The sequence below is a fragment of the [Actinomadura] parvosata subsp. kistnae genome, from assembly GCF_900323885.1.
Taxonomy (GTDB): Bacteria; Actinomycetota; Actinomycetes; order Streptosporangiales; family Streptosporangiaceae; genus Nonomuraea; species Nonomuraea composti.
The window spans coordinates 308,170-334,273 of sequence record NZ_OOHJ01000008.1 but is presented as its reverse complement, the minus strand read 5'-3'; the positions used below and the strand labels follow the sequence as shown (position 1 = coordinate 334,273).

The 26,104-nt window shown below is 71.6% G+C and carries 21 protein-coding genes; 8 read left to right on the top strand and 13 right to left on the bottom strand.

The genetic code is table 11. The annotated features are described in order from the left end of the window. Position 1: 1 nt before the first annotated feature. Positions 2-1,369 (bottom strand): pentapeptide repeat-containing protein, encoded by a 1,368-nt coding sequence (locus KIS93_RS09730; protein WP_080040720.1) that lies wholly within the window; start codon positions 1,367-1,369, stop codon positions 2-4. Positions 1,370-1,589: 220 nt separating this feature from the next. On the opposite strand from KIS93_RS09730, the gene trxA reads away from it, so the two are divergent. Next, positions 1,590-1,964: a thioredoxin gene (gene trxA, locus KIS93_RS09725; RefSeq protein ID WP_080040719.1), complete on the top strand. Its 375-nt coding sequence runs from the start codon at positions 1,590-1,592 to the stop codon at positions 1,962-1,964. Positions 1,965-2,042: 78 nt separating this feature from the next. Here the strand turns inward: trxA and KIS93_RS09720 are convergent, their stop codons facing one another. The 3 genes from KIS93_RS09720 to KIS93_RS09710 form a co-directional block, all read right to left on the bottom strand. Next, positions 2,043-2,810 (bottom strand): SAM-dependent methyltransferase, encoded by a 768-nt coding sequence (locus tag KIS93_RS09720; RefSeq protein ID WP_080040717.1) that lies wholly within the window; start codon positions 2,808-2,810, stop codon positions 2,043-2,045. A 169-nt stretch (positions 2,811-2,979) separates the two neighbouring features. Further along, positions 2,980-4,317, bottom strand: coding sequence for a class II 3-deoxy-7-phosphoheptulonate synthase (locus KIS93_RS09715; protein WP_080040716.1), 1,338 nt, complete (start codon positions 4,315-4,317; stop codon positions 2,980-2,982). Positions 4,318-4,408: 91 nt separating this feature from the next. Next, positions 4,409-5,605 carry an FAD-dependent oxidoreductase gene (locus KIS93_RS09710; RefSeq protein ID WP_080040714.1) on the bottom strand — a complete coding sequence of 399 codons (1,197 nt, stop codon included), beginning with the start codon at positions 5,603-5,605 and terminating at the stop codon, positions 4,409-4,411. A 121-nt stretch (positions 5,606-5,726) separates the two neighbouring features. Here KIS93_RS09710 and KIS93_RS09705 point away from each other — a divergent pair, with 121 nt between their 5' ends. After that, entirely contained in the window at positions 5,727-6,605 is an 879-nt protein-coding gene (locus KIS93_RS09705) for an anti-sigma factor (protein WP_080040712.1), read from the top strand. Between the two features lie 47 nt (positions 6,606-6,652). Continuing rightward, positions 6,653-8,893 carry a M64 family metallopeptidase gene (locus tag KIS93_RS09700; protein ID WP_080040711.1) on the top strand — a complete coding sequence of 747 codons (2,241 nt, stop codon included), beginning with the start codon at positions 6,653-6,655 and terminating at the stop codon, positions 8,891-8,893. 83 nt (positions 8,894-8,976) lie between these two features. Here the strand turns inward: KIS93_RS09700 and KIS93_RS09695 are convergent, their stop codons facing one another. From KIS93_RS09695 to KIS93_RS09665, 7 genes are all read right to left on the bottom strand, one after another. Then, a complete protein-coding gene (locus KIS93_RS09695; RefSeq protein WP_080040710.1) occupies positions 8,977-9,960 on the bottom strand; it encodes a phosphotransferase family protein in 984 nt (327 codons plus the stop codon). A gap of 10 nt (positions 9,961-9,970) precedes the next feature. Beyond that, positions 9,971-10,969: a LacI family DNA-binding transcriptional regulator gene (locus tag KIS93_RS09690; RefSeq protein ID WP_080040709.1), complete on the bottom strand. Its 999-nt coding sequence runs from the start codon at positions 10,967-10,969 to the stop codon at positions 9,971-9,973. Then, positions 10,950-12,359 carry a GH1 family beta-glucosidase gene (locus KIS93_RS09685; protein ID WP_080040708.1) on the bottom strand — a complete coding sequence of 470 codons (1,410 nt, stop codon included), beginning with the start codon at positions 12,357-12,359 and terminating at the stop codon, positions 10,950-10,952. The genes KIS93_RS09690 and KIS93_RS09685 overlap by 20 nt, the downstream gene beginning before the upstream one ends. Then, the gene (locus tag KIS93_RS09680; RefSeq protein WP_080040707.1) at positions 12,356-13,186 is read right to left on the bottom strand and encodes a carbohydrate ABC transporter permease; all 831 of its coding nucleotides are present in this window, start codon (positions 13,184-13,186) and stop codon (positions 12,356-12,358) included. Before KIS93_RS09680 ends, KIS93_RS09685 begins: the two co-directional genes overlap by 4 nt. Then, a complete protein-coding gene (locus tag KIS93_RS09675; RefSeq protein ID WP_080040706.1) occupies positions 13,183-14,139 on the bottom strand; it encodes a carbohydrate ABC transporter permease in 957 nt (318 codons plus the stop codon). Before KIS93_RS09675 ends, KIS93_RS09680 begins: the two co-directional genes overlap by 4 nt. 58 nt (positions 14,140-14,197) lie before the next feature. Continuing rightward, positions 14,198-15,535, bottom strand: a complete 1,338-nt coding sequence (locus KIS93_RS09670; protein ID WP_080040705.1) for an ABC transporter substrate-binding protein — start codon at positions 15,533-15,535, stop codon at positions 14,198-14,200. Between the two features lie 1,080 nt (positions 15,536-16,615). Further along, positions 16,616-17,128, bottom strand: coding sequence for a PadR family transcriptional regulator (locus KIS93_RS09665; protein WP_080046978.1), 513 nt, complete (start codon positions 17,126-17,128; stop codon positions 16,616-16,618). Between the two features lie 56 nt (positions 17,129-17,184). On the opposite strand from KIS93_RS09665, the gene KIS93_RS09660 reads away from it, so the two are divergent. Next, positions 17,185-18,627 (top strand): MDR family MFS transporter, encoded by a 1,443-nt coding sequence (locus KIS93_RS09660; protein WP_230466373.1) that lies wholly within the window; start codon positions 17,185-17,187, stop codon positions 18,625-18,627. Here the strand turns inward: KIS93_RS09660 and KIS93_RS09655 are convergent, their stop codons facing one another. Continuing rightward, entirely contained in the window at positions 18,628-19,986 is a 1,359-nt protein-coding gene (locus KIS93_RS09655) for an RNA polymerase sigma factor (RefSeq protein WP_080040703.1), read from the bottom strand. A gap of 330 nt (positions 19,987-20,316) precedes the next feature. Then, positions 20,317-20,757, bottom strand: a complete 441-nt coding sequence (locus KIS93_RS09650) for a YciI family protein (RefSeq protein WP_080040702.1) — start codon at positions 20,755-20,757, stop codon at positions 20,317-20,319. A gap of 172 nt (positions 20,758-20,929) precedes the next feature. Between KIS93_RS09650 and KIS93_RS09645 the strand changes: the two genes are divergently transcribed. From KIS93_RS09645 to KIS93_RS09635, 4 genes are all read left to right on the top strand, one after another. Next, positions 20,930-21,478 carry an RNA polymerase sigma factor gene (locus tag KIS93_RS09645; protein WP_230466372.1) on the top strand — a complete coding sequence of 183 codons (549 nt, stop codon included), beginning with the start codon at positions 20,930-20,932 and terminating at the stop codon, positions 21,476-21,478. 236 nt (positions 21,479-21,714) lie between these two features. Next, complete coding sequence (locus KIS93_RS09640) at positions 21,715-22,410, top strand: hypothetical protein (RefSeq protein WP_155128082.1); 696 nt, start codon at positions 21,715-21,717, stop codon at positions 22,408-22,410. 60 nt (positions 22,411-22,470) lie between these two features. Continuing rightward, entirely contained in the window at positions 22,471-22,599 is a 129-nt protein-coding gene (locus KIS93_RS67380; protein ID WP_268966996.1) for a hypothetical protein, read from the top strand. A gap of 20 nt (positions 22,600-22,619) precedes the next feature. Then, the gene (locus KIS93_RS09635) at positions 22,620-26,102 is read left to right on the top strand and encodes a S8 family serine peptidase (protein WP_155128079.1); all 3,483 of its coding nucleotides are present in this window, start codon (positions 22,620-22,622) and stop codon (positions 26,100-26,102) included. The last annotated feature ends 2 nt before the right edge of the window (positions 26,103-26,104 follow it).

Sequence of the window (26,104 nt, the reverse complement as noted above, 5' to 3'; positions counted from 1 at the left end):
CTCACCGGTGCAGGGCCGGGCCGGGGACGAGGTCGGGCCGCTGCGCCGCGTGAGGGGTGGAGTTCCACGCCACGGCCGCTGCCATGAGGGCCATCACCAGGGCGAACCAGGCCGCCGCCCGCCCCATGCGCATGCCGTACCCGCACAGAAGCCACGACACCGACAGCCACCACCCGTGACCGGCCTGCCGCCGCATCTCCATGGCGGCGAAGGCGAAGTCGGCCGAGGTGGCGCTGTCGGTGGGCCGCAGACCGGCGTAGAGCGCCGCGAGCCGGTCGGGCGAGGCGCCCGGATCGTCGGGGCCGGAACGCCCGTGCACGGTGCCCTCGTCGGCCAGCGCGCGGCGGCGGGAGAACCACCGCAGCATCGGCCAGCGCAGGCTCACCCGCACCCCGCGGGGCGTCAGCGCGAACGTGCACTCCTTCACCCGCACCCCCGAGGGATGGGTCAGGCCGGCGAACCGGCACGCCGACAGGTCGAGCCCGAACAGCTCCAGGCTGGCCGCGTCGACCTGCCGCAGCGAGGTCAGCACGGACCTGCCCCGCCCGGTGACGGTGGCCGGGCCGTGCAGCACGGCGCCCTCCAGGTCGGCCTGCGCGTCGGTCAGCCGCACGGTGGTCGGGCCCTTCACCTCCACCTGCCGCAGGTCCACCCCGCACCGCGTGACCGTCACGTCGAGCAGCCCGTCGGCGCGCGCCCTGGCCGCCGTGAGCCGGCCGGTGGCCGACAGGTACGCGTCGGCGGCGAAGTGCGCCGCCTCGAACCCGGCGTGCCCGCTGACCTTCCGGAACGACAGCGTCCGGCCGAACCGCGCCCCCCGGAACGCGGCCCCGTCGCCGAGCCGGGCGCCGTCGAAGGTGGCGTAGCCGTCGAACCTGGCCCGCTCGCACGACAGCCCGTGGCCGAACACGGCCTGGCTGAACAGCGCGTCACGCGACATCACGGCCCGGTCGAGCGAGACGTGCCCGCGCGCGGTCACCCCGTGGAAGGACAGCTCCCTGGTGAACCGGACGCCCGCGAGCGAGACGTTCCCCTCGAACCGGGCGCCGAAGAACGAGGCCAGCCGGTCGAAGCGGGCGCCGTCGAGCGAGACGTCGCCGGTGAAGGTGACGCCGGAGAGCCTGACGTCGCCGGTGAACCTGGCCCGGTCGAGCCGGGTGCGGCCGGGTCTGCGGCCGGTCGCCTCGAGCACCCTGGACAGCAGGTCGCTGGTGATGGTGGTGCCGCGCAGGTCGAGCAGGCGGCCGGGGGCGAGCTCGCCCAGGGCCGCGGCGAGTGGTTCGGGATCGAGGTGAGCCAGGCAGAAGCCGGACGGCCGGCTAGCGACTCCGGTGCAAGCAGCCGAATACGCGCAGGTGACCCAGTCCATGCATGGGTGATACCCGCCGCGGCCCGGGTCAAGGATCGACAATTTTATGGTCTATCCACATTTGTGCTGATATATGCGGTCTAAAATCTCCCGATCGTCCGCGAAGTGCCCGCAGGGCCCGCGCACGAGGGTCCCGCGGGCCCGCCGGGCATGGAATGCTGGTGATGGGTACGTGGTTGAGACGGTTGCACTGCAAGCGACAACGAGCGAGGAGCCACTTGTGGCGACCATCGAAGTAACAGAGAAGAACTTCAACGACATCGCCGACAAGGGGATCGTGCTGCTCGACTTCTGGGCCGAGTGGTGCCCGCCGTGCAAGAAGTTCGGGCCGATCTTCGAGCAGGCGTCGGACAAGCACGACGACATCACCTTCGGCAAGATCGACACCGACGCGGAGCAGGGGCTCGCGCAGGGCTTCGAGATCACCTCGATCCCCACGCTGATGGCCATCCGCGACGGCATCGTGGTCTTCGCCCAGGCCGGCGCCATCCCCGCGCCCGCGCTGGAAGACCTGATCAGCCAGGTCAAGGCGCTCGACATGGACGCCATCAGGGCCGAGCTCAGCGAGGAGCTCAAGAAGGCCCAGCAAAACTGACGCCCGGCCGCTGAAACGACGAAACCCCGCCCGAGCAGGCGGGGTTTGTCATGTGCGGCCTTTTCGTCATGGGCGGCCTCAGAGCTTGCGGCCGACGCCCACGTACCCGAAGTTGATGCCGTTGCCCGGCGCCGTCGGGTCGTCGGGGCGCCAGCCGTTCGGGTACGTCAGCCCCGGCTCGGCCAGCTCGTACCCCTCGAAGAAGCGCAGGATCTCCTCGCGGGTGCGCAGGTTCAGCGAGGCCGTCGCCTTCTTGTAGATCTCCAGGGCCTGCGGGGTCGCGTCCGGCGTCGAGTCCACGGCGTGGCTGATGACCAGGTGGCTGCCGGGCACGCTGACCTTGCGCAGCTTGGCCACCACGTCGTAGGCGCTCTCGTCGGGGATGAAGTGCAGGATCGCCAGCGCCAGGAACGCCACCGGCTGCTCGAAGTCCACCAGGCCGCCCAGCTTGTCGAGCAGCGCGTCCGGCTCGCGCACGTCGGCCTGGAGGAAGTCGACGTTGTCCTTCCTGGCCAGCAGCGCCCGGCCGTGCACGCACACCACGGAGTCGTAGTCGACGTAGACGACGCGGGCCTCGGGGGCGATCTCGTGCGTGTTGCCCTGCGTGGGCAGGCCGGCGCCGAGGTCGACGATCTGGCGGACGCCCTGGTCCACGACGTACCGGACGGCGCGGCGCAGGAAGGCGCGGTTGGCGCGGGCCCCCACCTTGGTATCGGGGAAGTTCTTGAGGATCTGCTCCGCCGCCGCCCGGTCGGCGGCGAAGTTGTCCTTGCCGTCGAGGTAGTAGTCGTACATACGCGCGACGTTGGGGACGTTGGGGTCGACTCCCTCCGGAGCACTGTCCACGTTATTCTCCCGAAAAATGGGCTCTTTTCGGGGTGATCATAGCTCCGGAAGCTCCGCGTATATCGTTAAATCGGCACAGCGGCTTAATGAGAGGTAAATCACTCGAACAGGCCGTGACGAGGCCGACGCGGGCCGGAGTTCCCCGGCCCGCGCGCCCACGAGTGAGTGATCAGCCGCGGTAGAGCTCCGCCACCCGGAAGGCCAGATCGAGCGACTGGCCCCGGTTGAGCCGGGGGTCGCACGCCGTCTCGTAGCGGGTGGCCAGGTCGGTCTCGGCGATCTCGAACCCGCCGCCCACGCACTCGGTGACGTCGTCGCCGGTGAACTCGATGTGGATCCCGCCCGGGTGCGTGCCCAGCGAACGGTGCACCTCGAAGAAGCCCGCCACCTCGTCGAGCACGTCGTCGAGGTGCCGCGTCTTGTGCCCGCTCGGCGCCTCGAACGTGTTGCCGTGCATCGGGTCGCAGATCCAGGCCACCTTGGCCCCGGTCGCCGTGACCTCCTTGACCAGCGCGGGCAGGTGCTCGCGGATCTTGGAGGCGCCCATCCGGGTGATGAACGTGAGCCGGCCCGCCTCGTTGGCGGGGTTGAGCTTGTCGATCAGCGCCAGCGCCTCGTCGGGCGTGGTCGTCGGGCCCAGCTTGACGCCGATCGGGTTGCGGATCCTCGAGAAGAAGTCGACGTGCGCGCCGTCGAGCTGGCGGGTGCGCTCGCCGATCCAGACCATGTGCGCCGACACGTCGTACGGCAGCCCCGTACGCGAGTCGATGCGCGTGAGCGCCCGGTCGTAGTCGAGGATGAGCGCCTCGTGCGAGGAGTAGAACTCGACCGTATGGAACTCCTCGGGGTCGGCCCCGCACGCCCGCATGAACGCCAGCGCCTGGTCGATCTCCCTGGCCAGCTGCTCGTAGCGGCGCCCGGCGGGCGACTCGGCCACGAAGTCCTGGTTCCACGCGTGCACCTGCCGCAGGTCGGCGTAACCGCCCTTGGTGAACGCGCGCGCCAAGTTGAGCGTCACGGCCGAGGAATGGTACGCCTTGAGCAGCCGCCACGGGTCGGGCCTGCGCGCCTCGGCGGTGAAGTCGAAACCGTTGACCATGTCGCCCCGGTAGGCGGGCAGCTCGACGCCGCCCCGCACCTCGGTGCCCTTGGAGCGCGGCTTGGCGAACTGGCCGGCCACCCGGCCGATCTTCACCACCGGCACCCGGCCCGCGTACGTCAGCACGATGGCCATCTGGAGCAACGTCTTCAGCTTTTGGCGCACGTTGTCGGCCGTCGCGCCGGCGAAGGTCTCGGCGCAGTCACCGCCTTGCAGGACGAACGCCTCGCCGCGGGCGACCGCGGCCAGTTGCTCCTTGAGCTGGTCGCACTCGCCGGCGAACACCAGCGGGGGGAGGCTGCCGAGCTCGGCGACAACCTTGTCGAGCTCGCCGCGGTCCGGCCAGTCGGGCTGCTGCGCCGCGGGGAGGGCTCGCCAGGAATCGAGATCCACTAGATTGCTGCTCACGAGATACGAGGGTATTCCACTGGCTCGGCCCCACCGACCCCCTTGTCCACGTTGTGAGAATGCGGTTATACGCAGACGAATCTCGGACGGGTCAAAGTTCCTTTACGGTCACGTGCTCGGGCCGTACGCCGTGGCCGACGAAACGCGGCGCCACCCGGTTGAGCAGCGGGATCCTCGTCAGGTCGCGGGGCAGCCGCGACGGGTCGATCCGCCGCCGCAGCGCCGGGCCGATGACCAGGCTCTGCACCACCCGCTGGGCCGTCTGCGTGACCACGGTCGGCGGCATGCGGCGGCGTTGCAGCCGGTGCAGCGTCGCCTCCGGGATCGGCGCCCCGGCCCGCAGCGGCGCGGCCAGCAGGTTGGCGGCGGCCACGGCGTCCTGGACGGCGAGGTTGATGCCCACCCCGAACACCGGCGACATGGCGTGCGCGGCGTCCCCGACGCACAGGAAACCGGGCCGGTGCCAGCGGCGCAGCCGGTTGATCGTGACGGTGAGCACGCTGACGTCGTCGTACGAGCCGAGCCCCTGGAGCCGGTCGGTCAGCCACGGCAGCAGCGTCGCCACCGGGCGGCGCAGCGCGTCGATGCCCCGGGCGGCCATCTCGTCGTAGCCGCCCTTGAGGATGAGGTAGGCGAGCTGCCAGTAGCTCTCCCTGTTGATCGCGACCATCATGTGGCCCGGCGAGATCCGCAGGAACGTGTCGTCGCGGTCGCCGGCCTCGCGGGGCAGCCTGAACCACACCACGTCCATGGGCGCGCCGAGGTCGCGCGGCACGAGGCCGGCCCGCCCGCGCAGCACCGAGTGCCGCCCGTCGGCGGCGACCGTCAGGGCCGCCCTGATCTCGTGCTCGCCGGACGGGTCACGGTAGCGCAGGCCGCGCACCGCCCCGCCCTCGCGGATGAGGTCGTACGCCTCGGCGTTCATCAGCAGCCGGAACCCGGGATAACGCCCGGCGGCCGACGTGATGAGGTCGAGGAAATCCCACTGCGGCACGAACGCGATGTACCGGTAGGCGCCGGGCAGCCGGCGCAGCGTCGCGATCCGCACGTCGCCGCCGTCGGTGACCAGGTTGAGATCGTACGCCTTGCGGTGCGGCAGCTTCAGGAACTCCCGCACCAGCCCGAGCTCGTCGAGCACCTGCAGCGTCGAGGGGTGGATGGTGTCACCCCGGAAGTCGCGCAGGAAGTCGCCGTGCTTCTCCAGCAGCGTCACCTCGACGCCCGACCTGGCCAGCAGCAGGGCCAGCATCGCTCCGGCGGGCCCGCCGCCCGCGATCACGCATCCCATAATTCATCACCCAATGAGATTGTGTCATCTCCCGCGAAATGAGCAAGGCCCAAGGCCATCCGGCGTGCCGCAGCCACCGAAGTACATGCAGTGAGCCGCCTCTCACACACAGGGAGTGGACATGAAGGACGAACTCCACACCCTCTCTGGCGCCTACGCCGTGCACGCACTGCCGTACGCCGAGTGGGTGCTGTTCGAGGAGCACCTGCACGCGTGCGGGCCGTGCGCGGACGAGGTGCGCCACCTGCGCGAGACGGCCGCGCGGCTGGCGGAAGCGGTCGCCGAGCGGCCCCCCGCCCGGCTGCGCCGCCGCCTGCTCGACGCCGCCGCCCGCTCGCGCGGCTTCGAGGACCCTCCCGAGCCGGTACGCGACGACAGCCCGACCGTCTGGCGACGCCCTCCCACCGTCGGCGCCCACCCGCCCGGCGACGCCTTCCCGCCTGGTGAGGCCCTGTCGCCCGCCCGGAACCCCTACCGCATGGCGGCGGCGATCCCCGTGACGGCCGACGGCGGCCAGGTGGTGCCGCTGCCGCGCCGGCGCGCCAGGGCGATGGCGGCGCTGACCGCCGTCGCCGCCGCCGCGGCCGTCGCGCTCGGCGTCGTCGCCCTCGACGCCCGCCACGACCTCAGCGAGCTGACCAGCCGGAACGAGGAGCTGGTCGCGGTGCTGGCCGCCCCCGACGCCAAGACCATGCGCCGCCCCGTCACGACCGGCGGCACCGGCACGGTGGTGATCTCCCGCGACATGGGGCGCATGGTGTTCACCTCGTCCGGCCTGCCCGAGCTGCCCGACTCCCAGGGCTACGAGCTGTGGCTGATGGGCCCCGGCGGCCCGCGCCCGGCCGGCCTGCTCGACCGGCGGCAGGACGGGGTGAGCCACCCCATGCTCCTGGCCCCGCTGGACCGCGACGGGCGCGTGGCGCTCACCGTCGAGCCCGCCGGCGGCTCCGAGCGGCCCACCACGACGCCCATCATGCTGGCCGAGCTGCCCAAGGCGTGATCGAACCGGGATGGACGGGCGGCCCCGGCGGGCCGATAGTTTCGATCATGCGTATCTTCGCCGCCCTGACCCTGGCCACCGCCCTGTTATGCGTCTCCCCAGCGGCACCCGCCGCGGCCACTTCGAGCGGGACCGCCGCGCCGGGCTCCGCGACGGTCGTGCCCGTGCAGGTCACGGGCGCCCCGGCCAAGAGGTTCAACCTGGTCATCCTCGGCGACGGCTACACCGAGGCCGAGCAGGCCAGGTTCAGGGCCGACGCCGACCGGCACCTCAACGTGATGTGGTCGATCGAGCCGTTCAAGTCCTACCGCAACTACATCAACGTCTACCGCGTCGACATCGTCTCCGGCGAGTCCGGCATCAGCTGCGACCCGGGGCTCGACGCGCCCCGCCGTACGACGCCGCTCAGCATGGGCTTCTGGGGCCGCTGCAACCCGGCCAGCGTGCAGCGCCTGATCACCATGGACAACGCCGCCGCCACCCGCTACGCCGACCTGGTCACCGGCACCACCTCCGGCAACCGGCAGATCCTCGCCCTGGCCAACAGCGGCACGTACGGCGGCGCCGGCGGCTCGTACGCGACCGCCTCCGGCAGCAACAGCATGTCCGCCCTGATCAGCCCGCACGAGCTGGGCCACTCCCTGGGCGGCCTCCAGGACGAGTACGACTACTACCAGCGCGGCGTCCCCGGCGGCGCGTACACCGGCGGCGAGCCGGCCAGCGCCCACCACACGCTGCTGACCGAGCGGGAGATGCTCGACCAGCGCGGGAAGTGGTGGCGCTGGCTGGGGGAGCCCAGCGAGTCGGGCGGCCGGATCGGCCGTTACGAGGGCGGCCTCTACTACACGACCGGCGTGTGGCGGCCCAGCGCCCACTCGATGATGAAGACCCTCGGCTACTACTTCGACCAGGTGAGCCGCGAGGTCATGACGCAGCGCATCACCGCCAAGACCATGCTCGTCCAGGACGCCACGCCCGCGGACGGGCCCGTCGGCGCCGACCGCGTGCTCTGGGTCGAGCCCATGCGCCCCGTCGGCCACTCGCTCGTGACCACCTGGTCCGTGGACGGCAAGGACCTGCCCGGCGACCGCGACTCCCTCGACCTGCGGACGCTCGGCCTCGCCCCCGGCACGCACACGGTCACCGCGACCGTCTCCGACCCGACGGAGTTCGTCCGGGACCCGGCCGTCAGGGCCGCCATGACCAGGACCCGCACCTGGACCGTGGACACCGCGATCACCACCCCGCCGGACGGCCTCCAGCCCGAGATCGTCTCCGCCACCCCCACCGACCGGCCCGTCGGGCGCGACGACGTCGTGTACGTCGAGACCACCCACCCGGCCGCGACCGTCCCCGACGTCACCTGGACCCTGAACGGCCGCACCTACCACGGCACCGACCTGGACCTCGGCGCGCTGGACGCCGGATCGGGCCCGCTCACCGCCACCCTCGGCGGCCGCACGCTCACCTGGGCGGTCGACGCCGCCACGCCGTCCACGGCGTACGAGCTGTCGAAACCCCTGGCCCGCTCCGGTGACACCTACGTCTACAACGGCCCCTTCACCATGCGCCTCACCGGCACCGACGACCGCGACGGCCACGTGGTCTCGGAGTCGCGGGTGGACGGCGACGGCTGGTTCAACTACTTCGGCTGGCCCACCTCCTCGGAGCTGCCGTGGACGTTCTCCGAGCAGGGCACGGTGATCGACTCCCTCGTGTACGGGAAGCTGCCGCGCGGCAGGCACGTCGTCGAGTACCGCTCCATCGACGCGGCCGGCAACTACGGCAAGGCCAGGAGCTTCACCGTCACCACCATCGCCCCGCCGCCCGCCTGCACCAGCACCGTCACCGGCACCCACCGCGGGCCGCTCACCGTCACCGGCGGCGTCACCTGCCTCGACGGCGCCCAGGTCACGGGCGTGGTCACGGTCAGGCCGGGCGCGTCGCTGGTCGTCAAGGGCGGCCGGATCACCGGCGCGGTCACCGCCGACCGGCCCGCCGAGGTGCACCTGCTCGGCGCCCGCGTGGACGGCGCGCTCGCCGTGCACGGGGCCGCCACGCTCACGATCGCCGGCGCGGACCTGCGCGGCGCCGCCCTGCTCACCGGCGGCGGTGGTACGGCGGTCCTGACGGGCAGCACGGTCAAGGGCGCGCTCGCCTGCCAGGGCGTCCGCCCCGCCGACCTCGGCGTGCCGAACACGGTCAAGGGCGGCGACCGCTGCGGCGACCTGGCCGACGGACGCCCCGCCGGGCACGCGTACGAGGCCGTCCGGCACACCGGCCGGTGACCGTCCCACCGAAGCGCCCGCGAGAGGCGGTCCGGCACGCCGGCCTACCGGACCGCCCGCGCGAGGCGGTCGAGCACGCCGGCCTACCCGACCGCCCGCGCGAGGCGGTCGAGCACGCCGGTCAGTGACGCCGTCGCGAGATCGCGGATCCCGGCGTACTCGTCCTCCGGGTACTGCCGGGGCCCGTTCTCGATCAGCAGGATCAGGTACAGGTAGGCGCGGTAGAGGTCGAGCCGGATGTGCGCCGCCGGCGTCAGCTCCAGCGGCGTCACCTCGCGGTAGCCCGCCAGCAGCGGATCGTCCTCCGCCAGCTCCCCGAAGATCGTCGGCGTGACGAACTCGGCCAGCGGGTCGCCCCAGAAGGCCCGCTCGTGGTCGATGATCGCCTGGATCCGCGGCGTCCCCCTCAGATCGAGGAAGACGTTGCCCGCCCACACGTCGAAGTGCACCAGCCGCGGCGTCGTCACCTCGTCGAGCACCGGCGCCGCGGCCTCGAACACCGCCATGATCTGCTCGGCGGGCAGCGGCAGCGGCGCCGGGTAGCGCTCGGTGTCGCCGAGCAGCGCCGCCACCATCGCCAGGAACGCCTCCCGCCACGTGGCCCCCGTGATGCCCGCGTGCGGGTAGCCGAACACCTCGCCCGTCACCGCGTTGAACCGGGCCAGATGCCCGCCCAGCTCCCTGCGCAGCGCCGCGTGCCCGTCCGGCTTGACGTCGTTCCACGACACGCCGTCGAGCGCGGCCAGCAGCAGGTAGTCGCCGCCGAGCACCGGGTCGTCGTAGCCGGCCCGCAGCAGCCCCGCCACGGGCACGCCCGCCGCGGAGGCCAGCCCGATCGCGGTGGCCTCCATGCGCAGCAGGTTGCGCTCGTAGCTGAGCTGCTCCAGATCGGGCGGGGGAGACAGCTTGAGCACCGCCTCCCGCCCGTCGTCCAGCTTCAGCCGCCAGACGGCGTTGGCGTAGCCGTCGGTCAGCTCGGTGGCCGCCGTGACGCCCGCGCCCACCGCCCGGCGTACGAGGGCGTCGAGCTCGGCCTCCGTTAACCGGCGCTTGGTCCTGCTGTCCACGCGACCCCTTTCAGGCCGATTCCCGGCGCACCAGATGCGTGTCGAGGATCACGACGGGCTGGCGCAGCTCCTCGCCGTGGATCCGGGCCACCAGCAGCTGCGCCATCTGCCGGCCCATGGCCTCGGTCGGCTGGTGCACGGTGGTCAGCGGCGGGTCGGCGTGCAGCGCGGCCTTGGAGTCGTCGAAGCCGATCACCGCCACGTCGCCGGGGATCGAGCGGCCCTCGGCCTTGAGCACGCGCATCGCGCCCAGCGCCATCGGGTCGGACGCGGCGAACACGGCGTCGAGATCGGGATGCGCCCGCAGCAGCTCCTGCATCGCCGCCGCCCCGCTGTGCTCGGAGAAGTCGCCGTAGGCGACCAGCTCCGGCAGGCCGGACGGCAGCAGCGCGTCGCGGTAGCCCGACAGACGGTCGACACCCACGCCCATGTCCTGGGAGCCGGCGATCGTGGCGATCGCCCGGCGGCCGAGACCCAGCAGGTGCTTGACCGCCTGCCGGGCCCCGGCCCTGTTGTCCATGTCCACGTAGCTGTAGGGGTCGAGGCCGACGGGACGGCCGCCCAGCACGGTCGGCACGCCCATCGCCTCCAGCCTGCCCGGCAGCGGGTCGGCGCCGTGCAGCGACAGCAGCAGCACGCCGTCGACGTGCTGGCCCGTCAGGTAGTGCTCCAGCCGCGCGTGCTCCTCCGGGGTGCGCGCCATCGCGAGGATGAGCTGCAACCCGGTCTCGGCCAGCGCCGAGCCGATGCCGCGGATGGTGCCCGCGAAGTACGGCTCGTCGAAGACCCGGAACTGGGACTCGGACACCACCAGGGCGACAGTGTCCGTGCGGCGCGTGACCAGCGCCCGCGCCGCACGGTTGGGCACGTAGCCCAGCTCGCGGATGGCCAGCTCGACGGCCTCGCGGGCCTTCGCGCTGACGTTCGGCGAGCCATTGATGACTCTAGACACCGTGCCCCGGCCTACCCCGGCCCGAGCCGCGACTGCCTCAAGAGTCGGTCGGTTCATGGCGCCTATTCTGCCGGATGATCTCCGCGTACCAGAGCGCGCTGTCCTTGACCAGCCGTTCCTGCGTCTCGAAGTCCACGCGGACCAGGCCGAACCGCTTGCCGTAGCCCCACGCCCACTCGAAGTTGTCCATCAGTGACCAGGCGAAATACCCCTCCAGGGGCACGCCCGCGTCGATGGCCTCCTTGCACGCCCCGAGGTGCGCCTCGACGTAGGCCAGCCGCTCCCGGTCGTGGATGCGGCCGCCGTCCAGCACGTCCTCGAAGGCCGCGCCGTTCTCCGAGACGACCATCGGGATCGGCGGGTACTCCCGCGCGACCCTCGTGAGGATCTCCACGAGGCCGCCCTCGTCGATCTCCCAGCCCATCGCGGTGACCGGCCGCCCGCCGTTGACGAACGACACGTGCTCGCTGCCGACCCACGGGGAACCCGAGTCCGTGGGGGCCGCCGCCGCCGACGCCTTGCCTCCCGGTGCTCCCGAGACCGTGAAGCGGCTGTAGTAGTTGACGAGCAGCACGTCGATGGGCGCGTTGATGGTCTTCATGTCGCCCGGCTCGATGAAGCCCTTGTCGAACGGCAGGTCCGCCAGGACGTCCTCCGGGTAGCGGCCCAGCAGCAGCGCGTCCAGGAAGAAGCGGTTCTGCAGGCCGTCGATGCGGCGGGCCGCGTCGAGGTCGCGCTCGCTGTCGGTCTCCGGGCTGATGGCGTACAGGTTCACGCAGCCGCCGACCCTGCGCGCGTTCATCGCCTGCACGGCCAGCCCGTGCGCCAGGTTGAGGTGGTGCGCGCCCCTGATCGCGTTCTCCGGCTCGCGCCTGCCCGGGGCGTGCTCGCCCGAGGCGTAGCCGAGGAACGCGGCGCACCATGGCTCGTTGACCGTGCTGAAGGTGTGGACGTAGTCCTTGAGCGCGTCGTGCACGGCCGCCGCGTACTCCGCGAACCGGTAGGCCGTGTCCCGGTTGGGCCAGCCGCCCTTGTCCTCGAGCGCCTGCGGCAGGTCCCAGTGGTAGAGGGTCAGCCACGGGTCGATGGCGTGCTGGCGCAGCTCGTCGCAGAGCCGCTTGTAGAAGTCCAGGCCCTTCTGGTTGACGGCGCCTGAGCCGGTCGGCTGGATGCGCGGCCACGACACGGAGAACCGGTAGGCCGACAGGCCCAGGTCCGCCATGATCGCGACGTCTTCCCGGTAGCGGTGGTAGTGGTCGATCGCCACGTCCGCGTTGTGCCCGTTGAGCACCTTGCCAGGAGTCTTGGCGAAGGTGTCCCAGATCGACACGCCGCGCCCGTCCTCGGCGACGGCCCCTTCGATCTGGTACGCCGACGTCGCCGCCCCCCACGCGAAGCCCGCGGGGAAGCGCAGCTCGGCACGCGTCTGTTCTTCTTGTGTCGTCACGCCTTGACCGCACCTTCCATGAGTCCGCCGACGATCTGACGGCCGAAGAGGACGAATACCAGCACGAGCGGGATGATGGACAACGCCGTTCCCGCGAAGATCAGCGAGTACTCCGTGGAGAAGCGGGCGTTGAGCCCGTTGATCGCGATCTGAACGGTCGGGTTCTCCTGGTTGAGCACGATCAGCGGCCACATGTAGTCGTTCCACATGAGCATGAACGTGTTGATGCCGAGCACCGCCATGCCGGGCCGCACGGCCGGCAGCACGACGTTCCACCAGATGCGCAGCGTCGCCGCGCCGTCCACCCGGGCGGCCTCGACCAGCTCCATCGGCACCGACTGCCGGGTGTACTGCGTCATCAGGAACACGCCGAACCCGTTGAGCAGGTACGGCAGGATGACCGCCTTGAGGGTGTTGGTCCACTCCAGGCTCACCATGAGCCGGTAGAGCGGCACCACGCCCATCTGCTGCAGCGGCACCGCCATCGTCAGCAGCACGAGCAGCAGCAGCGCGTTGCGGCCCTTGAAGTTCAGGTTCGCGAACGCGAAGCCGGCCAGCGTCGAGATGAGGATGACCGAGACGGTCACGACGCTCGCCACGATGAACGAGTTCGTCAGGCCCAGCAGGAACTGGGCCTCCGGGTGGGTCAGGACGCGCACGATGTTGTCGCCCAGGTTCCCGCCGGGCAGGAACTTCGGCGGCGAGGCCACCGCGTCGGCGTTCGTACGGGAGGCGATGACCAGCATCCAGTACAGCGGGAACGCCGACAGGAAGATCGCCAGACCCAGCATGACCCTGGTCAGGACGGTCGGTTTCCAGACGGTCATCGCGTGCCCCCGATCCTGCGCACGAACAGGAAGTTGATCGCTGCTCCGACGAGGATCAGCAGGAAGAGCAGCCAGGCGGCCGCGGAGGCGTAGCCGTAGTCGAACTCCCGGAAGGCCTCCTTGTAGACGAACATGGCGACCGTCTGGAACTGGCCCTGCGACCCGCCGTCCGGATTGCCGTTGTAGAACGTCATCGGCTCCGAGAACAGCGTCAGCCCGCCGATCGTGGAGTTGAGCACCACGAAGATCATGGTCGGGCGCAACATCGGCAGCGTGATCTGCCAGAACTGCCTGCGCCGCGAGGCACCGTCGATCGAGGCGGCCTCGTACAGATCCTTCGGGATCGTCTGCATGCCGGCCAGGAAGATGATCGCGTTGTAGCCGGTCCAGCGCCAGTCGACCATCGTGGCGATCGCGATCCACGACGGGACGCGCTCGGCCCGCCAGTTCGTGTGGTCGATCCCGAACCAGCCCAGGATGTAGTTGACCAGACCCCAGTCGCGGGCGAACAGCTGCGTGAACACCACCGCGACCGCGACCACCGACGTGACCAGCGGGAGCAGCACGCTCATCCGGATCGGCAGGCGGAACTTCATGTGCTTGTTCAGCGCGTTGGCCAGGAACAGGGCCAGCAGCATCTGGGGGACGGTGGCGATGAGGAACATGGCCACGGTGTTGATCGTGGCCCGCCAGAAGTCGTCGTCGCCCAGCAGCGCGACATAGTTCCCCAACCCGGTCCACTCCGTGGTCCCGGTCAGGTCGTAGTCGTAGAACGAGTAGTAGAGCGTGAAGGCCAGCGGGAAGAGCCCGAAGGCGGCGAACAGGATGAAGTAGGGGGACACCAGGGCGTACGGCATCGCCTTGACGTCCAGTCGGGAACGCCAACGGCGGCCGGGCGGACGGTCACGGCGATGGGTGTTGCGTGACGCCCGCGGAAGGGTGTCGAGGCTCATAACAGACCTTTCGGCGGCAACATGCCCGGCCCGCTTCCAGGCGGGCCGGGCGGGAGGATCAGCCCGCGGCCTTCACCGCGTCGTCGACCAGCTGCTGCCAGGCCTTGTCGTAGGGGACGGAGCCGTCGTCCATGCCCTGGATGACCGACTCGATGGCGTTCTTGACCTGGGCGTGCTTCACGCCGAGGAAGACCGGCTGGAGGCTCGCCGCCGACTTGGCGAAGATCTCACCGATGGGAGCGTCGTTGAAGAACTCGTTCTTCGCGCCCTGGACCGCCGGGTCCTGCTGCGCCTTCGTGTTGCTCGGCATGTTGCCGAAGTCGGTGAAGATGCTCGCCTCGGTCTGCGCCTGCGTCAGGTAGTCGGCCACCATGGCCGCTTCCTTCGGGTGCTTGCTCTGCTTCGGCACGGCCAGCCACGAGCCGCCCCAGTTGCCGCCGCCGCCCGGCACCGACGCCACGTCCCACTTGCCCTTGGCGTCGTCGCCGGCGTTGCCGCTGACCACGCCCAGCATCCACGACGGGCAGCCGACCGTCGCGAACGAGCCCTTCTGGGTGCCCGTCGCCCACTCGTCGGTGAAGTTGCGCAGCTTGGCCGTCAGGCCCTGCTGGCTCATCTTCTGCGCGAAGTCGAACGCGGTCTTCACCGCCGGGTTCTTGTCGACGATGAGGTTGTTGCTCTTGTCGAAGTAGCTGACGTTGCCGTTCTTGGCGGCCTCCTGGTAGAGGACCACCTGGTACAGCGTGTTGGTGCCGTCAGCCCACTTGGTGTCCTTCACCTTGGACTGGAACTTCTTGCCGACGTTCATGAACTCGTCCCACGTCGGCCACAACGCGCTGACCTCGGTACGGTCCGTCGGCAGCCCGGCCTTCTCGAACAGGTCCTTGCGGTAGCAGAGGCTCATACCGCCGATGTCGGTACCCAGCGCGAACAGCTTGCCGTCGGCCGTGACGCCGTTCTCCCACTTCCAGGCGGGGAAGTCGGCCTTGCGCGACTCCAGGCCGTACTCCTTCAGGTCGGCCCACCACTCGGTGCGCGCCTTGGCCAGGCCCATGCCGCCCTCGTCGATGCCGACGACGTCACCCGCCCCCGTGCCCGAGGTCAGCCACTGGATCATCTGGGGCCAGTACTGCTGCTCGAACTGGTCGGTGAGGTTCTCGTGCTTGATCTGGATGTCCTTGTGCTCGGCGTTCCACTTGGCCACCGCGTTCTTGTAGCCGAAGTTCTCGCCGCCGCCGAACGTCTGCACCCGGATCGTGACCGGCTCGGTCGCGGCCGAGGAGGCGGGAGCGCTGGACTGCGGAGTACCGCCGGAGCTACAGGACGCGACGGCGAGCGCCGCCGCGGCCAGGGCCGAAGCCGCGGCAAGACCGCCGCGACGCTTGCTGATCATCATGGTGGACCCCTTCTCGGGTGAATGTTGGGGGAGTGCACCGCGGCACGCGCTCCGCCGCGGTGGGAGTCTTTGGGAGCGCTCCCACAAAGGGTGCACTCAGCGGGTGTGCACGTCAATCCCGCGAAACGTAACCGTTACCAATGGTGCAGTTTGGACTAAAGAAACTGCCTTTATGGTGATAAATCGCCCAAAGAGCCGATTGGGAGCGCTCCCACCTCAAGAGGCACGTTTCGTGTCACATCAAGGGCATGTCACCCGTACTGCCACCCCTTTCCGCCGGTCACCGCCCCAGTCACCGCCCCAGCCGGAGTCAGTCCGACCAGCGGGCCGACCCCGACGCCGGCCCCTGCGCCACCGCGTCACGCCGGCCACCGCGTGGCGCCGGCCCCGCGTCACGCCAGCCACCGTGTCACCCGTCACACCAGCCCGCGCGCCACCGCGTCACACCAGCCCCTGCGCCGCTCGTCACGCCCGTCGCCGCACTCGCCATCCGGCCGATCTCAGCGCCAGTCGTGCAGGCGCACCTCGCCGGCTCCCGTGCCAGCGTCACGCCAGCCCCATCGCCTGCCGCGCCAGTTGCCGCACTCGCCATCCGGCCGATCTCAGCGCCAGTCGTGCAGGGTCGCCTCGCCGGCTCCTGCGCCACCGCGTCACGCCGGCTCCCGTGCCAGCGTCACGCCAGCCCCATCGCCTGCCGCGCCAGTTGCCGCACCCGCCATCCGGCCGATATCAGGCCGATCCTGGTACCAGCCGCACAGGGTCGCCTCGCCGGCCGCGCGCCATTACGCCGGCAATCGCACCAGCGGTCACCAGCCCCCGCGCCATCCGTCGCGCCGGCCACCGCATCAGCCGCCACGCCAGCCCCTGCGCCACCGCGCCACGCCAGTCCCCGCGCAACCCATCACGCCAGTCCTCGCGCCACAGAGTCACGCCCGCCACCGCATCAGCCGGCACGCCAGAGGCCGGGTCCGGTTGCGGCCCAGCGCCGGGCCGGCCGCCGAACCGGTCGGCTGCGGTGCCAGTGCCGGGCCGGCCGCCGAAGAGGTCGCGGGTCGGCCGGAGAGCCGGTCCTGGGGCCGATCACTGAGGGGTGCGGCGCTTCCTGAGGTCGGCGAGGGTCTCCTCGGCCCAGGCGAGACCCGTGCGCACTTGGGCGCGCCCGAGGCTGAGCGCGTACCTGCCGAAGGAGCCCTCCGCGGGCAGACAGTCGAGCTGCTCCAGCCGGGCCAGGTACCGCGCCCTGATCCGCTCGACCACCTTGATGGCCTGGTCAGGGTCGTCCAGCAGGGGCAGCAGGAACGCCTGCAGTGCCGGCTCGCTGCGGATCGTCATGCTGGGGTCGTGCTCGGCGAGCCACTCGTGCAGCTCGCGCTTCCCTTCCGCCGTGATCGTGTACGTCTTGCGCCCCCGCGCCCCCTCCGCCTCGGCCTCCACCAGCCCGTCGGCGGCCATCTTCACCAGCTCGGGATAGATCTGCGTGTGCCCGGCCTGCCAGACGTGGTTGAGCGAGTGCTCGAACTTCTTGGCCAGGTCATAGCCGCTGGCCGGCCCGACCGCCGACAGCAGCCCGAGCAGGGCGATGCGTAGGGACATGCCTGCCAGCATATCGAAGACTTGACATGTCAGGACTTACATATAACTCTTCACATGTGAAAACTGACACAAAAACTGACGGGCTCGTCCTGCTGGCCGTCCTCGGCGGCATGTTCCTCGCGATGCTCGACCAGACGATCGTGGGCACCGCCCTGCCCCGCATCACCGCCGAGCTGGGCGGTAGCGCGCTCTACACCTGGGTCGTGACCGCCTACCTGCTGACCTCCACGGTCACCGTGCCGCTCTACGGCCGGCTCTCCGACCAGCACGGCAGGAAACCGCTGCTGCTCATCGGCATGATCGTGTTCGTGGTGGGCTCCGCCCTGTGCGGCGCGGCGCAGGACATGGGCCAGCTCATCGCCTTCCGCGCCCTCCAAGGGCTGGGCGCCGGCGCGCTGCTGCCGCTGTCGCTGGCGTTGATGCTGGAGATGTTCCCGCCGACCAGCGGCCGCGGTGCCCGCACGCAGGGCGCGATCGGCGGGGTGATGGGGCTGACGTACCTGGCGGGGCCGTTCCTCGGCGGGCTGTTCACCGACCAGGCGAGCTGGCGCTGGGCCTTCTACGTGAACGTGCCCCTCGGCATCGCCCTGATCGGGATCGTCGTGCTGCGCCTGCCCAGGCGGCCGGGCACCGGCGGCGGGCGCCCCGACTACGCGGGCATCACCGTCTTCACCGTGGCCATCAGCGTCCTGCTCCTCGGCCTGACCGAGAAGGGCCTGGACGGCCACACCTGGACCGACGCCGCCGTCGCCGGGCCGATCCTGCTCGCGCTGGTGCTGCTGGCCGTGTTCGTGCTGGTGGAGCTGCGGGTGGCCGACCCGATCATGCCGATGAGCCTGTTCGCCAACCGTACGTACACGCTCGTCATGGCGACCTCGTTCTTCACCGCCTTCTGCCTGTACGCCGGCTCGGTGTTCCTGCCGCGCTTCTTCCAGCAGGCACTCGGCGTCAGCGCCACCGAGTCGGGGCTGCGGATCTACCCCATGATGCTGGCCATGGTGGGCAGCAGCGTGCTGATGGGCGCGCTCATGTCCAGGACCAGGAGGTACAAGCCGTGGCTGGCCGTCTCCCCGCTCCTGCTGATCGCGGGCGCGCTGCTGTGCTCCGGCCTGAGCGTCGGGACCGGCGGGCTCGCGCTCGCACTGTGGATGGTGCCGTTGGGCCTCGGCATCGGGCCGATGCTGTCCGGCCTGACCGTGGCCGCGCAGCAGGCGGTCGAGCCGCAGTACATCGGCACCGCCTCCGCCAACCTGACCTTCTTCCGCCAGATCGGCGGCTCCGTGGCGCTGGCCATCGGCGGCACCCTCTACACCTCCGAGGTCACCGCAAGCGCCCCCGCCCACGGGCTGGCCGCCGCCCACGCCTCCGCCTCGGCGCTGGTCATCCCGGCGCTGGGCGTCGCCGGCGCGGTCATCGCCCTGGTGGCGCTGATCGCCATGCCCGACAAGCGCCTCCAAGCCCCGCCCACGCCCGCCGCCAAGGTCGAGGCCGCCGTGTGATCACGAGGACCGGCAGGCGGCGGCCCGTTCCTCCAGCAGCGCACGCTCCCGGGCGTTGCGCGTCATCCCCGCCGCCCGCTCGAACTCCGACCGCGCCTCCGCCGCCCGTCCCAGCTTGACCAGCAGATCACCGCGCACGCTCGGCAGCAGGTGATAGCCCTTGAGCGACGGCTCGTCCACGATCTGGTCGAGCAGCTCCAGCCCCGCCGCCGGGCCGTAGGCCATCGACAGGGCCACGGCCCGGTTCAGCTCCACGACGGGCGAGCGCGACATCCTGGCCAGCGCCTCGTACAGCTCCGCGATCCGGACCCAGTCGGTGTCCTCGGGGGTGATCGCGCGCGCGTGACAGGCGGCGATAGCCGCCTGCAGTGTGTACGCCCCCAGCCCGCTCCCCGGCTTCCCCGCCGGAACCTCCACCGCTTTCCCGGCCCGTCCGTCCGGAAGGGCCCGTCCGTCCGGAAGTATCCCCGCCGGCCCTTCCGCCTTCCCCTCCGCCAGCTTCTCCGCCAGCTTCTCCGCCCGGTCGAGGGCGGCCAGGCCGCGGCCGATGAGCAGGCGGTCCCAGCGGGTCCGGTCCTGCTCCAGCAGCAGCACCGGCTCCCCGGACGGGCCGACGCGGGCTGCCGCCCGGGACGCCTGGATCTCCATGAGCGCCACCAGGCCGTGCACCTCGGGCTCCCTGGGCATCAACCCGGCCAGCACCCGCCCCAGCCGCAACGCGTCCTCACACAACCCGGGACGCATCCAGTCATCGCCGGCCGTCGCGGAGTACCCCTCGTTGAAGATCAGGTAGATGACCTCCAGCACCGACGACAGCCGCCCCGCCAGCTCGGCGCCCTGCGGCACCTCGAACGGGACCTGCTTGTCGGCCAGCGTGCGCTTGGCCCGCACGATGCGCTGCGCCACGGTGGGCTCCGGCACCAGGAACGCCCGCGCGATCTCGTCGGTGGTCAGCCCGCCGAGCACGCGCAACGTCAGCGCCACCCTGGCCTCCATCGACAGCGCCGGATGGCAGGCCGTGAACACCAGCCGCAACAGGTCGTCCTCGATCTCGTCGACCTCGGGCAGCTCCTCCTCCAGATCGAGGCGGTGGCCGAGCTCGGCGAGGTTGCGCTGCAGACGTTCGTTCCTGCGGATCAGGTCGATGGCGCGGCGCTTGGAGACGGTCATCAGCCAGGCGCCAGGGTTGCGCGGCACCCCGGACTCCGGCCACTGCTCCAGGGCGGCGACCAGCGCATCCTGAGCCAGCTCCTCAGCCAGCCCGACGTCTCGCACGAGCCCGGCGAGGCCGGCGATGAGCCGCGCGGCCTCGATCCGCCAGACCGCCTCGATCGCCCGATGGGTGTCCACAGCCGTCACCGGCCCATGAGACCAGCCCACCCACCCCCACGCAACCACCCCACCCCGGCCCCGTCTCCCGCCCACCCCCTCCCACCCGTCTCCCAGCACAGGCGCTTTCCGCCTGACCGGATCTCGGCCCCCGCCCCGGACCCGCCCTGCCCGCCTCGGACCTACCCTGCCGGGCCTGGGCGCGCCTCGCCCGGCCCCCTCCCGCCCGTCTCGTGGCCCGGGCGCTTCCCGCCCGATTGGATCTCGGCGCCCGCCCCGGATCCACCCTGTCCGGCCTGGGCGCGCCCCCGGCCTCCGCCCTGGCCGGACCGCTCGGGTGTGGTGTGGTGCCTGGCGGGTTCAGGCGTCCGGGGCGTCCACGCCGAGGCGTTCGCGGAGCGCCTCTTCGCGGGCGCGCTCCTGCGGTGGCAGCGAGTCGTCCGGTACGTCCGCCGCGTCGAACACCCGCCACACGTCCAGCCCTACCCCCTCGGCCCCGGGTGGGACGGGCAGCCGCAGGGCCCATTCGATGGCCTCTTCCCGTGACTTGACCTGGATCAGCCAGAACCCGGCGATCAGCTCCTTGGCCTCGGTGAACGGCCCGTCGATCACGCTGGCCTTCCCGTCGCTGTAGGCGATCCGGGCGCCGTACGAGCTGGGGTAGAGCCCTTCACCGGCCAGCAGCACCCCGGCCTTGGTCAGCGCCTCGTTGTAGGCGTGCATGTTGTCGACCAGCTCCTGACTGGGGAGCTCCCCGGCTTCGGTCTCGGCGCTCGCCCTGCCGACGATCATGAACTTCATCTGTCGCGTCTCCTTCGGCTCGTTACCGGCTCTCACCGACGCGTCGAACGGCGGCGGCGCGAATCGACAGTGCCGGGAAAACTGCACGGGGCCCATCCTCCCGCCTGTCACAGCCATCACAAAGCCGGACATCTACCCTCATGTGAGATTTCCGGAGCAGAAGGAAGACGACGTGGGAGCAGCCGAGCGGCGGCGTTTCGAAGAGCTCTACACGGAGCACTACGGGGCCGTCTCCGCCTACGTCCACCGCCGCACCGACCATCCCGACGACACCGCCGACGTGCTCGCGGAGACGTTCACGACGGCGTGGCGGCGGCTCGGCGACGTGCCGCCCGGCGACCAGGCCAGGCTCTGGCTGTACGGCGTCGCGAGGCGCGTGCTGGCCAACCACCGGCGCGGCGAGTCCCGCAGAACGGCCCTGGCCCAGCGCCTGCGCGACGAACTGGCCGCCTGGCAGGCACCCCCGGCCCAGGCACCGCCGGACGAGGTGCCGCACGGAGTGCGGGAAGCGTTCGCCCGCCTGGCGGACGCCGACAGGGAGGTGCTGACGCTCGTCGTCTGGGAGGAACTCGGCACCGCGGAGATCGCGACGGTGCTGGGCTGCTCCCGAATGGCCGCCCGCCAGCGCCTGCACCGCGCCCGCAAACGGTTCGCCGCCGAGCTGAAAGCCGCGCGGCGCCACGGGGCCGCCGCCACCACCCTTGCGAAGGAGAACGCGTGAACGTCGAAGACGCCATCAGCCGCCTCGCTCCTGCCCCCGGTCCCGGTCTGACTCCGGGCGCGCGCGCGATGATGGAGGAGATCATGCAAAACGCTAGCGCCGCTAGCATCGAGAGCGCCGCTAGCATCACGAGCGCCGAAAGCGCCAGGAGCGCCGCTGGCATTGCGAGTACCGAAAGGGCCGGGAGAGCCGGAAGGGCTGTGCCGGTCGTGCCGAGGCGCCGTAGGTGGCGGCTGGTGGTCGGGATCCCGGTGGCCGCTGCGGTCGCGGCGGCGGCCTGGGCCGTTCCGAACCTCCTGACCACCGCCCCCGCCGCCGCACTCGACATCAAGGACGACGGCGGCTTCTGGGTCATCGAGGTCAACGACCTGTACGCCAACCCGAAGGTGTACGAGACCCAGCTCAGGAACGCGGGCCTGAACGTCCGGCTGCGACTGGTCCCGGCCGCGCCGAGCCGCGTGGGCGGGGTCGCTCCCACGGCTGCCGAGGGGCAGCAGCCTGGCACGCGGTACCCGTACGAGGACAAGGTCCAGACCCTCGACCCGGACGGCTGCACCGAGCAGCGGACCTGCCACATCGGACTCAAGATCGCCAAGGACTTCACCGGCGACGCCGACCTCCTCCTGGGCCGCGCGGCCAAGCCGGGCGAGCCGATCCAGTGGGGCGGGCCGTTCGACACCCGCGGCGAGCCGATGCACTGCGTCCCCTACCGCAACAAGCACGTCAGCGAGGTACGCGCGGAGATGGGCCGGCGCGGCCTGACCATCGACGCCTTCGACGTGGACGGCAAGATCGAGCGATCGGTGCCGGACTCCATGTACGTGACCGGCGGATACATGAGCAAGGGCGGCATGGCCACGCTGTTCGTCGACGACGAGCCGGAGCCCGAGGAGAAGGTGGCGCTCGCCGCCAAGAAGCTGGGCTGCGCATGATCGGGCCGATGGCGGCCGCTCGGGGAGATGTGACCGGGCGGGTGACGGCTGTGCTGGGAGGTGCGGCTGGGCGGGCGGCGGCTGTGCTGGGAGGTGCGGCTGGGCGGGCGGCGGCTGTGCTGGGAGGTGCGGCTGGGCGGGCGGCGGCTGTGCTGGGAGGTGCGGCTGGGCGGGTGGTGGCCGTTCTGAGAGGCGCGATCGGGCGGGTGATGGCTGTTCTGGCTGGTGCGGCTGGGCCGGTGGCCGTCGTGCTGGTGGGCGCGATCGTCTTCGCGAGCCTGCCCGCGCACGGCGAGTCGGCGGCGGTGACCGCATCCGGCTCATCCGCGTCACCCCTGAACGGTCTCTCCGCGCCGCCTGTGAGCGGCGGCTCCGCGTTACGCGCGTCCGGCTCCTCCGCGTCGCTCGCGAGCGGCGGCGCCGCCGTATCGGAGCAGGTTGCGCCCGTGACGGGCGGGGTGACGCTGATCAGTGGGGATCGGATCGAGGTCACGCGGCACGGGCATCGGGTGATTCCCGCGTCCGGGCGGGAGGTGACCTTCACCCAGCAGGTACGCGGGGGCCACCTGTACGTGATCCCCTCCGACGCCCGGCCGTTGCTGGCCGCCGGATCGCTCGATCAGCGCCTGTTCGACGTCACCCAGTTGCTCCAGTGGGGCTATGGCGACGCGGGCCATGCGGACCTTCCGTTGATCGCCGAGGGCCTGGACATCCGGGGCGCCCGTAAGATCAGGTCGCTCGCGGGGCTCGGCATGACCGCGTTGCGCGTGCCCAAGGCCGAGGTCGCCGCCACATGGCGCGACCTCACCGCGGCCAGTGCGCGGACGGCCACGGGTAATGGCGGCAAGGCGGGCAAGTTGTGGCTGGATGGGCGGCGCGCCTACACCCTGGACCGCAGCGTCGAGCAGATCGGCGCCACCCAGGCATGGAAGCAGGGCCTGACCGGCAAGGGTGTCACGGTGGCGGTGCTGGACTCGGGGTACGACCCCGACCATCCGGACCTCAAGGACGTGGTCACGCAGTCGCGCAACTTCACTGACGATCCGGACGTCCGTGACACCCTCGGCCACGGCACCCACGTCGCCTCCATCGTGGCCGGCGCGGGGGAGAAGTACCGGGGTGTGGCGCCGGACGCGAAGCTGGCCATCGGGAAGGTCGGTACCGAGGCGGGGCCGACGGACTCGGCTGTGCTGGCGGGTATGGAGTGGGCCGCGTTCGAGGTCAAGGCCAAGGTCGTGAATATGAGCTTCGGCAGCGGCGACACCCCTGACCTGGATCCGCTGGAGCGGGCGGTGAACGAGCTGTCCGAGCGTACGGGCACGTTGTTCGTGGCGGGCGCGGGCAACGACGGCACGTGGGCGCCGGTGCTCAGCCCGGGCAGTGTGGACGCCGCGCTCACCGTGGGAGCCGTGGACCGTGAGGGCCGGGTCGCCGAGTTCTCCAGCCGGGGGCCGCGCGAGGGCGACCACGCCGTCAAGCCGGACCTGACGGCGCCGGGCGTGGGGATCGTGGCGGCCAGGCTCGGCGGCGGTCACATCGCCTATGACGGCACGTCGATGGCCGCGCCGCACGTGGCGGGCGCCGCCGCGATCCTCGCGCAGCGCCATCCGGACTGGACGGGCGCGCGGCTCAAGGCCGCCCTCGTCGGCAGCGCCAGGCCGACGCCGGGCGCGACGCCGTACGAGCAGGGCACAGGCCAGACCGACCTGGTACGGGCCCTCGCGCAGGACGTCACCGCGGACCCGGCGAACCTCTGGGTGCGCTTCCCGTGGAACGACCCCGGCGACCGCGTCGCCACGAGAACGCTCACCTACGCCAACGCGGGCGCCACCCCGATCACCCTCGGCCTGGCCGCCGAGGGCGAGACGCTGCGCCTGGCGGCGAGCACGATCGAGGTGCCCGCCGGCGGCACGGCCTCGGTCACGCTGACGATCGACGCGCGGGGCAGGCCCACCGGGGATCATCCCGGGATGATCACCGCGACCGCCGGCCGGACCGTGGTCAGGACGCCGGCCGGCGCGTTCGTGGAGCCCGAGTCGTACGACGTGACTGTCCGGGCCCTGGACCGGCAGGGGCGGCCGGTGGACGCCGCCGCCCAGCTCTACGACGCCGGGACGGGGACGATCCGCCAGCTCATGCTCGCCGGCGGAGCGACGAAGGTGCGCCTGCCCGAGGGCGACTACCGCCTCTACGCCGACATCGGCCAGGCCCGCGCGGGCATCACGTTCGCCCACCTGCCGTTGCGGGTGGACGGCGCCGACCAGGAGGTGACGGTGGACGCGCGGCAGGCGGTGCCGGTCACGGTCACCCTCGACGATCCGGCCGCCACGCAGCTGCGCGGCACCGCCGTCGAGCTGTCGCGCGGCCCGTGGGCGACGAGCGTGGTGACGAGCCGGACGCTGGCCGACGGCGTGTACGTCGTGCCGGCCCGCGACGAGGCCCTGACCTTCCGGGTACGGACCCGGTGGACGGGCTTCTACGACCTGGTGCAGACGCACACCGGCGGGCTGCCGGACGATCCCGCGTACCGGATCAGGCGCCAGGATCTGCAGACCGTGACGGACACCTACCGGGGAGCGGGGGTGGCGGCCACGGGGACGCCGCTGTCCGCGCCCGGGATCGGGGCGTCGCCGCTGCTCATGTCGTGGGACGACGTGGAGCTGCCCGGCACCCGCACCCACCACCGCACGCCCGGCCTCGGCTGGATCGGCGGCCTTCAGGTGGGCGACTCCGAGGTGACGGGCCCGAACCCGGCCGGCGGAGTCTGGAACGCCGCCGTGACCGGCCCCTCCGCGCCCGCCGGCCACCGCACGGGGAACGAGGTGACGTTCCAGGCGGGCGCGTTGTTCGCCGACAGTGGCGGGGGCTTCGGCGACGGTGGCGGTGGCGGTGCGTTCCGCGACGGCGGTGGAGGCTTCGGCGACAGTGGCGGCGGTGCGTTCCGCGACGGCGGCGGGGGCTTCGGTGACGGTGGCGGTGCGTTCCGCGACGGCGGCGGGGGCTTCGGTGACGGTGGCGGTGCGTTCCGCGACGGCGGCGGGGGCTTCGGCGACGCTGGCGGCGGCGAGGTCCGCGACGGCGACAAGGGGTTCCGCGACGGTAGCGAAGGGGTCCGCGACGGCGGCAGGGGCTGGGGCAGGAGCGGGACGGATGACGCCGCCACCGGCACCGCGACGCTCAGCAGCGGCGGGCGGGTGCTGGCCGAGGCCGGGCTGTCCGCGTGCCTGAGCGCCGGCCCCTGCGAGCTGCGCGCCGTGCTGCCGGCGAAGGCCGCCGCGTACACGCTGAGCACGTCGATGCGCAGGCAGGTGCCGTACTCGGCGCTGTCCACGGAGGTGACGGCGGAATGGAGGTTCAGGTCGGCGAGCACGCCGGAGCGGCGGCCGCTGCCGCTCATGGCGGTCCGGTACGCGCCGGACGGGCTCGACGAGCTCAGCCGGGCCGAGCGGGGCTCGGTGACCCGGATGCCGATGTGGGCGGAGGGCGCGGCGGTGCGGTCGGTGCGGCTGGAGGCGTCCGCCGATGACGGCAGGACGTGGCGTCCCGTGCCGGTCAAAGCGTCGGGGAAGGGGTGGCTGGCGACGGTGCGGAACCCGGGGGAGCCGGGGTTCGTGTCGCTGCGGGCCGAGGCGACGGGCTCGTCCGGGACGACGCTCACGCAGACCGTGATCCGGGCATACGCCGTAAAATAAGA

What these genes read in the sequence shown, in the direction of transcription:
- KIS93_RS09730 (WP_080040720.1), bottom strand. Translation starts at nt 1,369, where the DNA reads ATGGACTGGGTCACCTGCGCGTATTCGGCTGCTTGCACCGGAGTCGCT.
- KIS93_RS09710 (WP_080040714.1), bottom strand. Translation starts at nt 5,605, where the DNA reads ATGGGATGCGTGATCGCGGGCGGCGGGCCCGCCGGAGCGATGCTGGCC.
- KIS93_RS09705 (WP_080040712.1), top strand. Translation starts at nt 5,727, where the DNA reads ATGAAGGACGAACTCCACACCCTCTCTGGCGCCTACGCCGTGCACGCA.
- KIS93_RS09700 (WP_080040711.1), top strand. Translation starts at nt 6,653, where the DNA reads ATGCGTATCTTCGCCGCCCTGACCCTGGCCACCGCCCTGTTATGCGTC.
- KIS93_RS09690 (WP_080040709.1), bottom strand. Translation starts at nt 10,969, where the DNA reads ATGAACCGACCGACTCTTGAGGCAGTCGCGGCTCGGGCCGGGGTAGGC.
- KIS93_RS09680 (WP_080040707.1), bottom strand. Translation starts at nt 13,186, where the DNA reads ATGACCGTCTGGAAACCGACCGTCCTGACCAGGGTCATGCTGGGTCTG.
- KIS93_RS09675 (WP_080040706.1), bottom strand. Translation starts at nt 14,139, where the DNA reads ATGAGCCTCGACACCCTTCCGCGGGCGTCACGCAACACCCATCGCCGT.
- KIS93_RS09670 (WP_080040705.1), bottom strand. Translation starts at nt 15,535, where the DNA reads ATGATGATCAGCAAGCGTCGCGGCGGTCTTGCCGCGGCTTCGGCCCTG.
- KIS93_RS09665 (WP_080046978.1), bottom strand. Translation starts at nt 17,128, where the DNA reads ATGTCCCTACGCATCGCCCTGCTCGGGCTGCTGTCGGCGGTCGGGCCG.
- KIS93_RS09650 (WP_080040702.1), bottom strand. Translation starts at nt 20,757, where the DNA reads ATGAAGTTCATGATCGTCGGCAGGGCGAGCGCCGAGACCGAAGCCGGG.
- KIS93_RS09635 (WP_155128079.1), top strand. Translation starts at nt 22,620, where the DNA reads ATGGCTGTTCTGGCTGGTGCGGCTGGGCCGGTGGCCGTCGTGCTGGTG.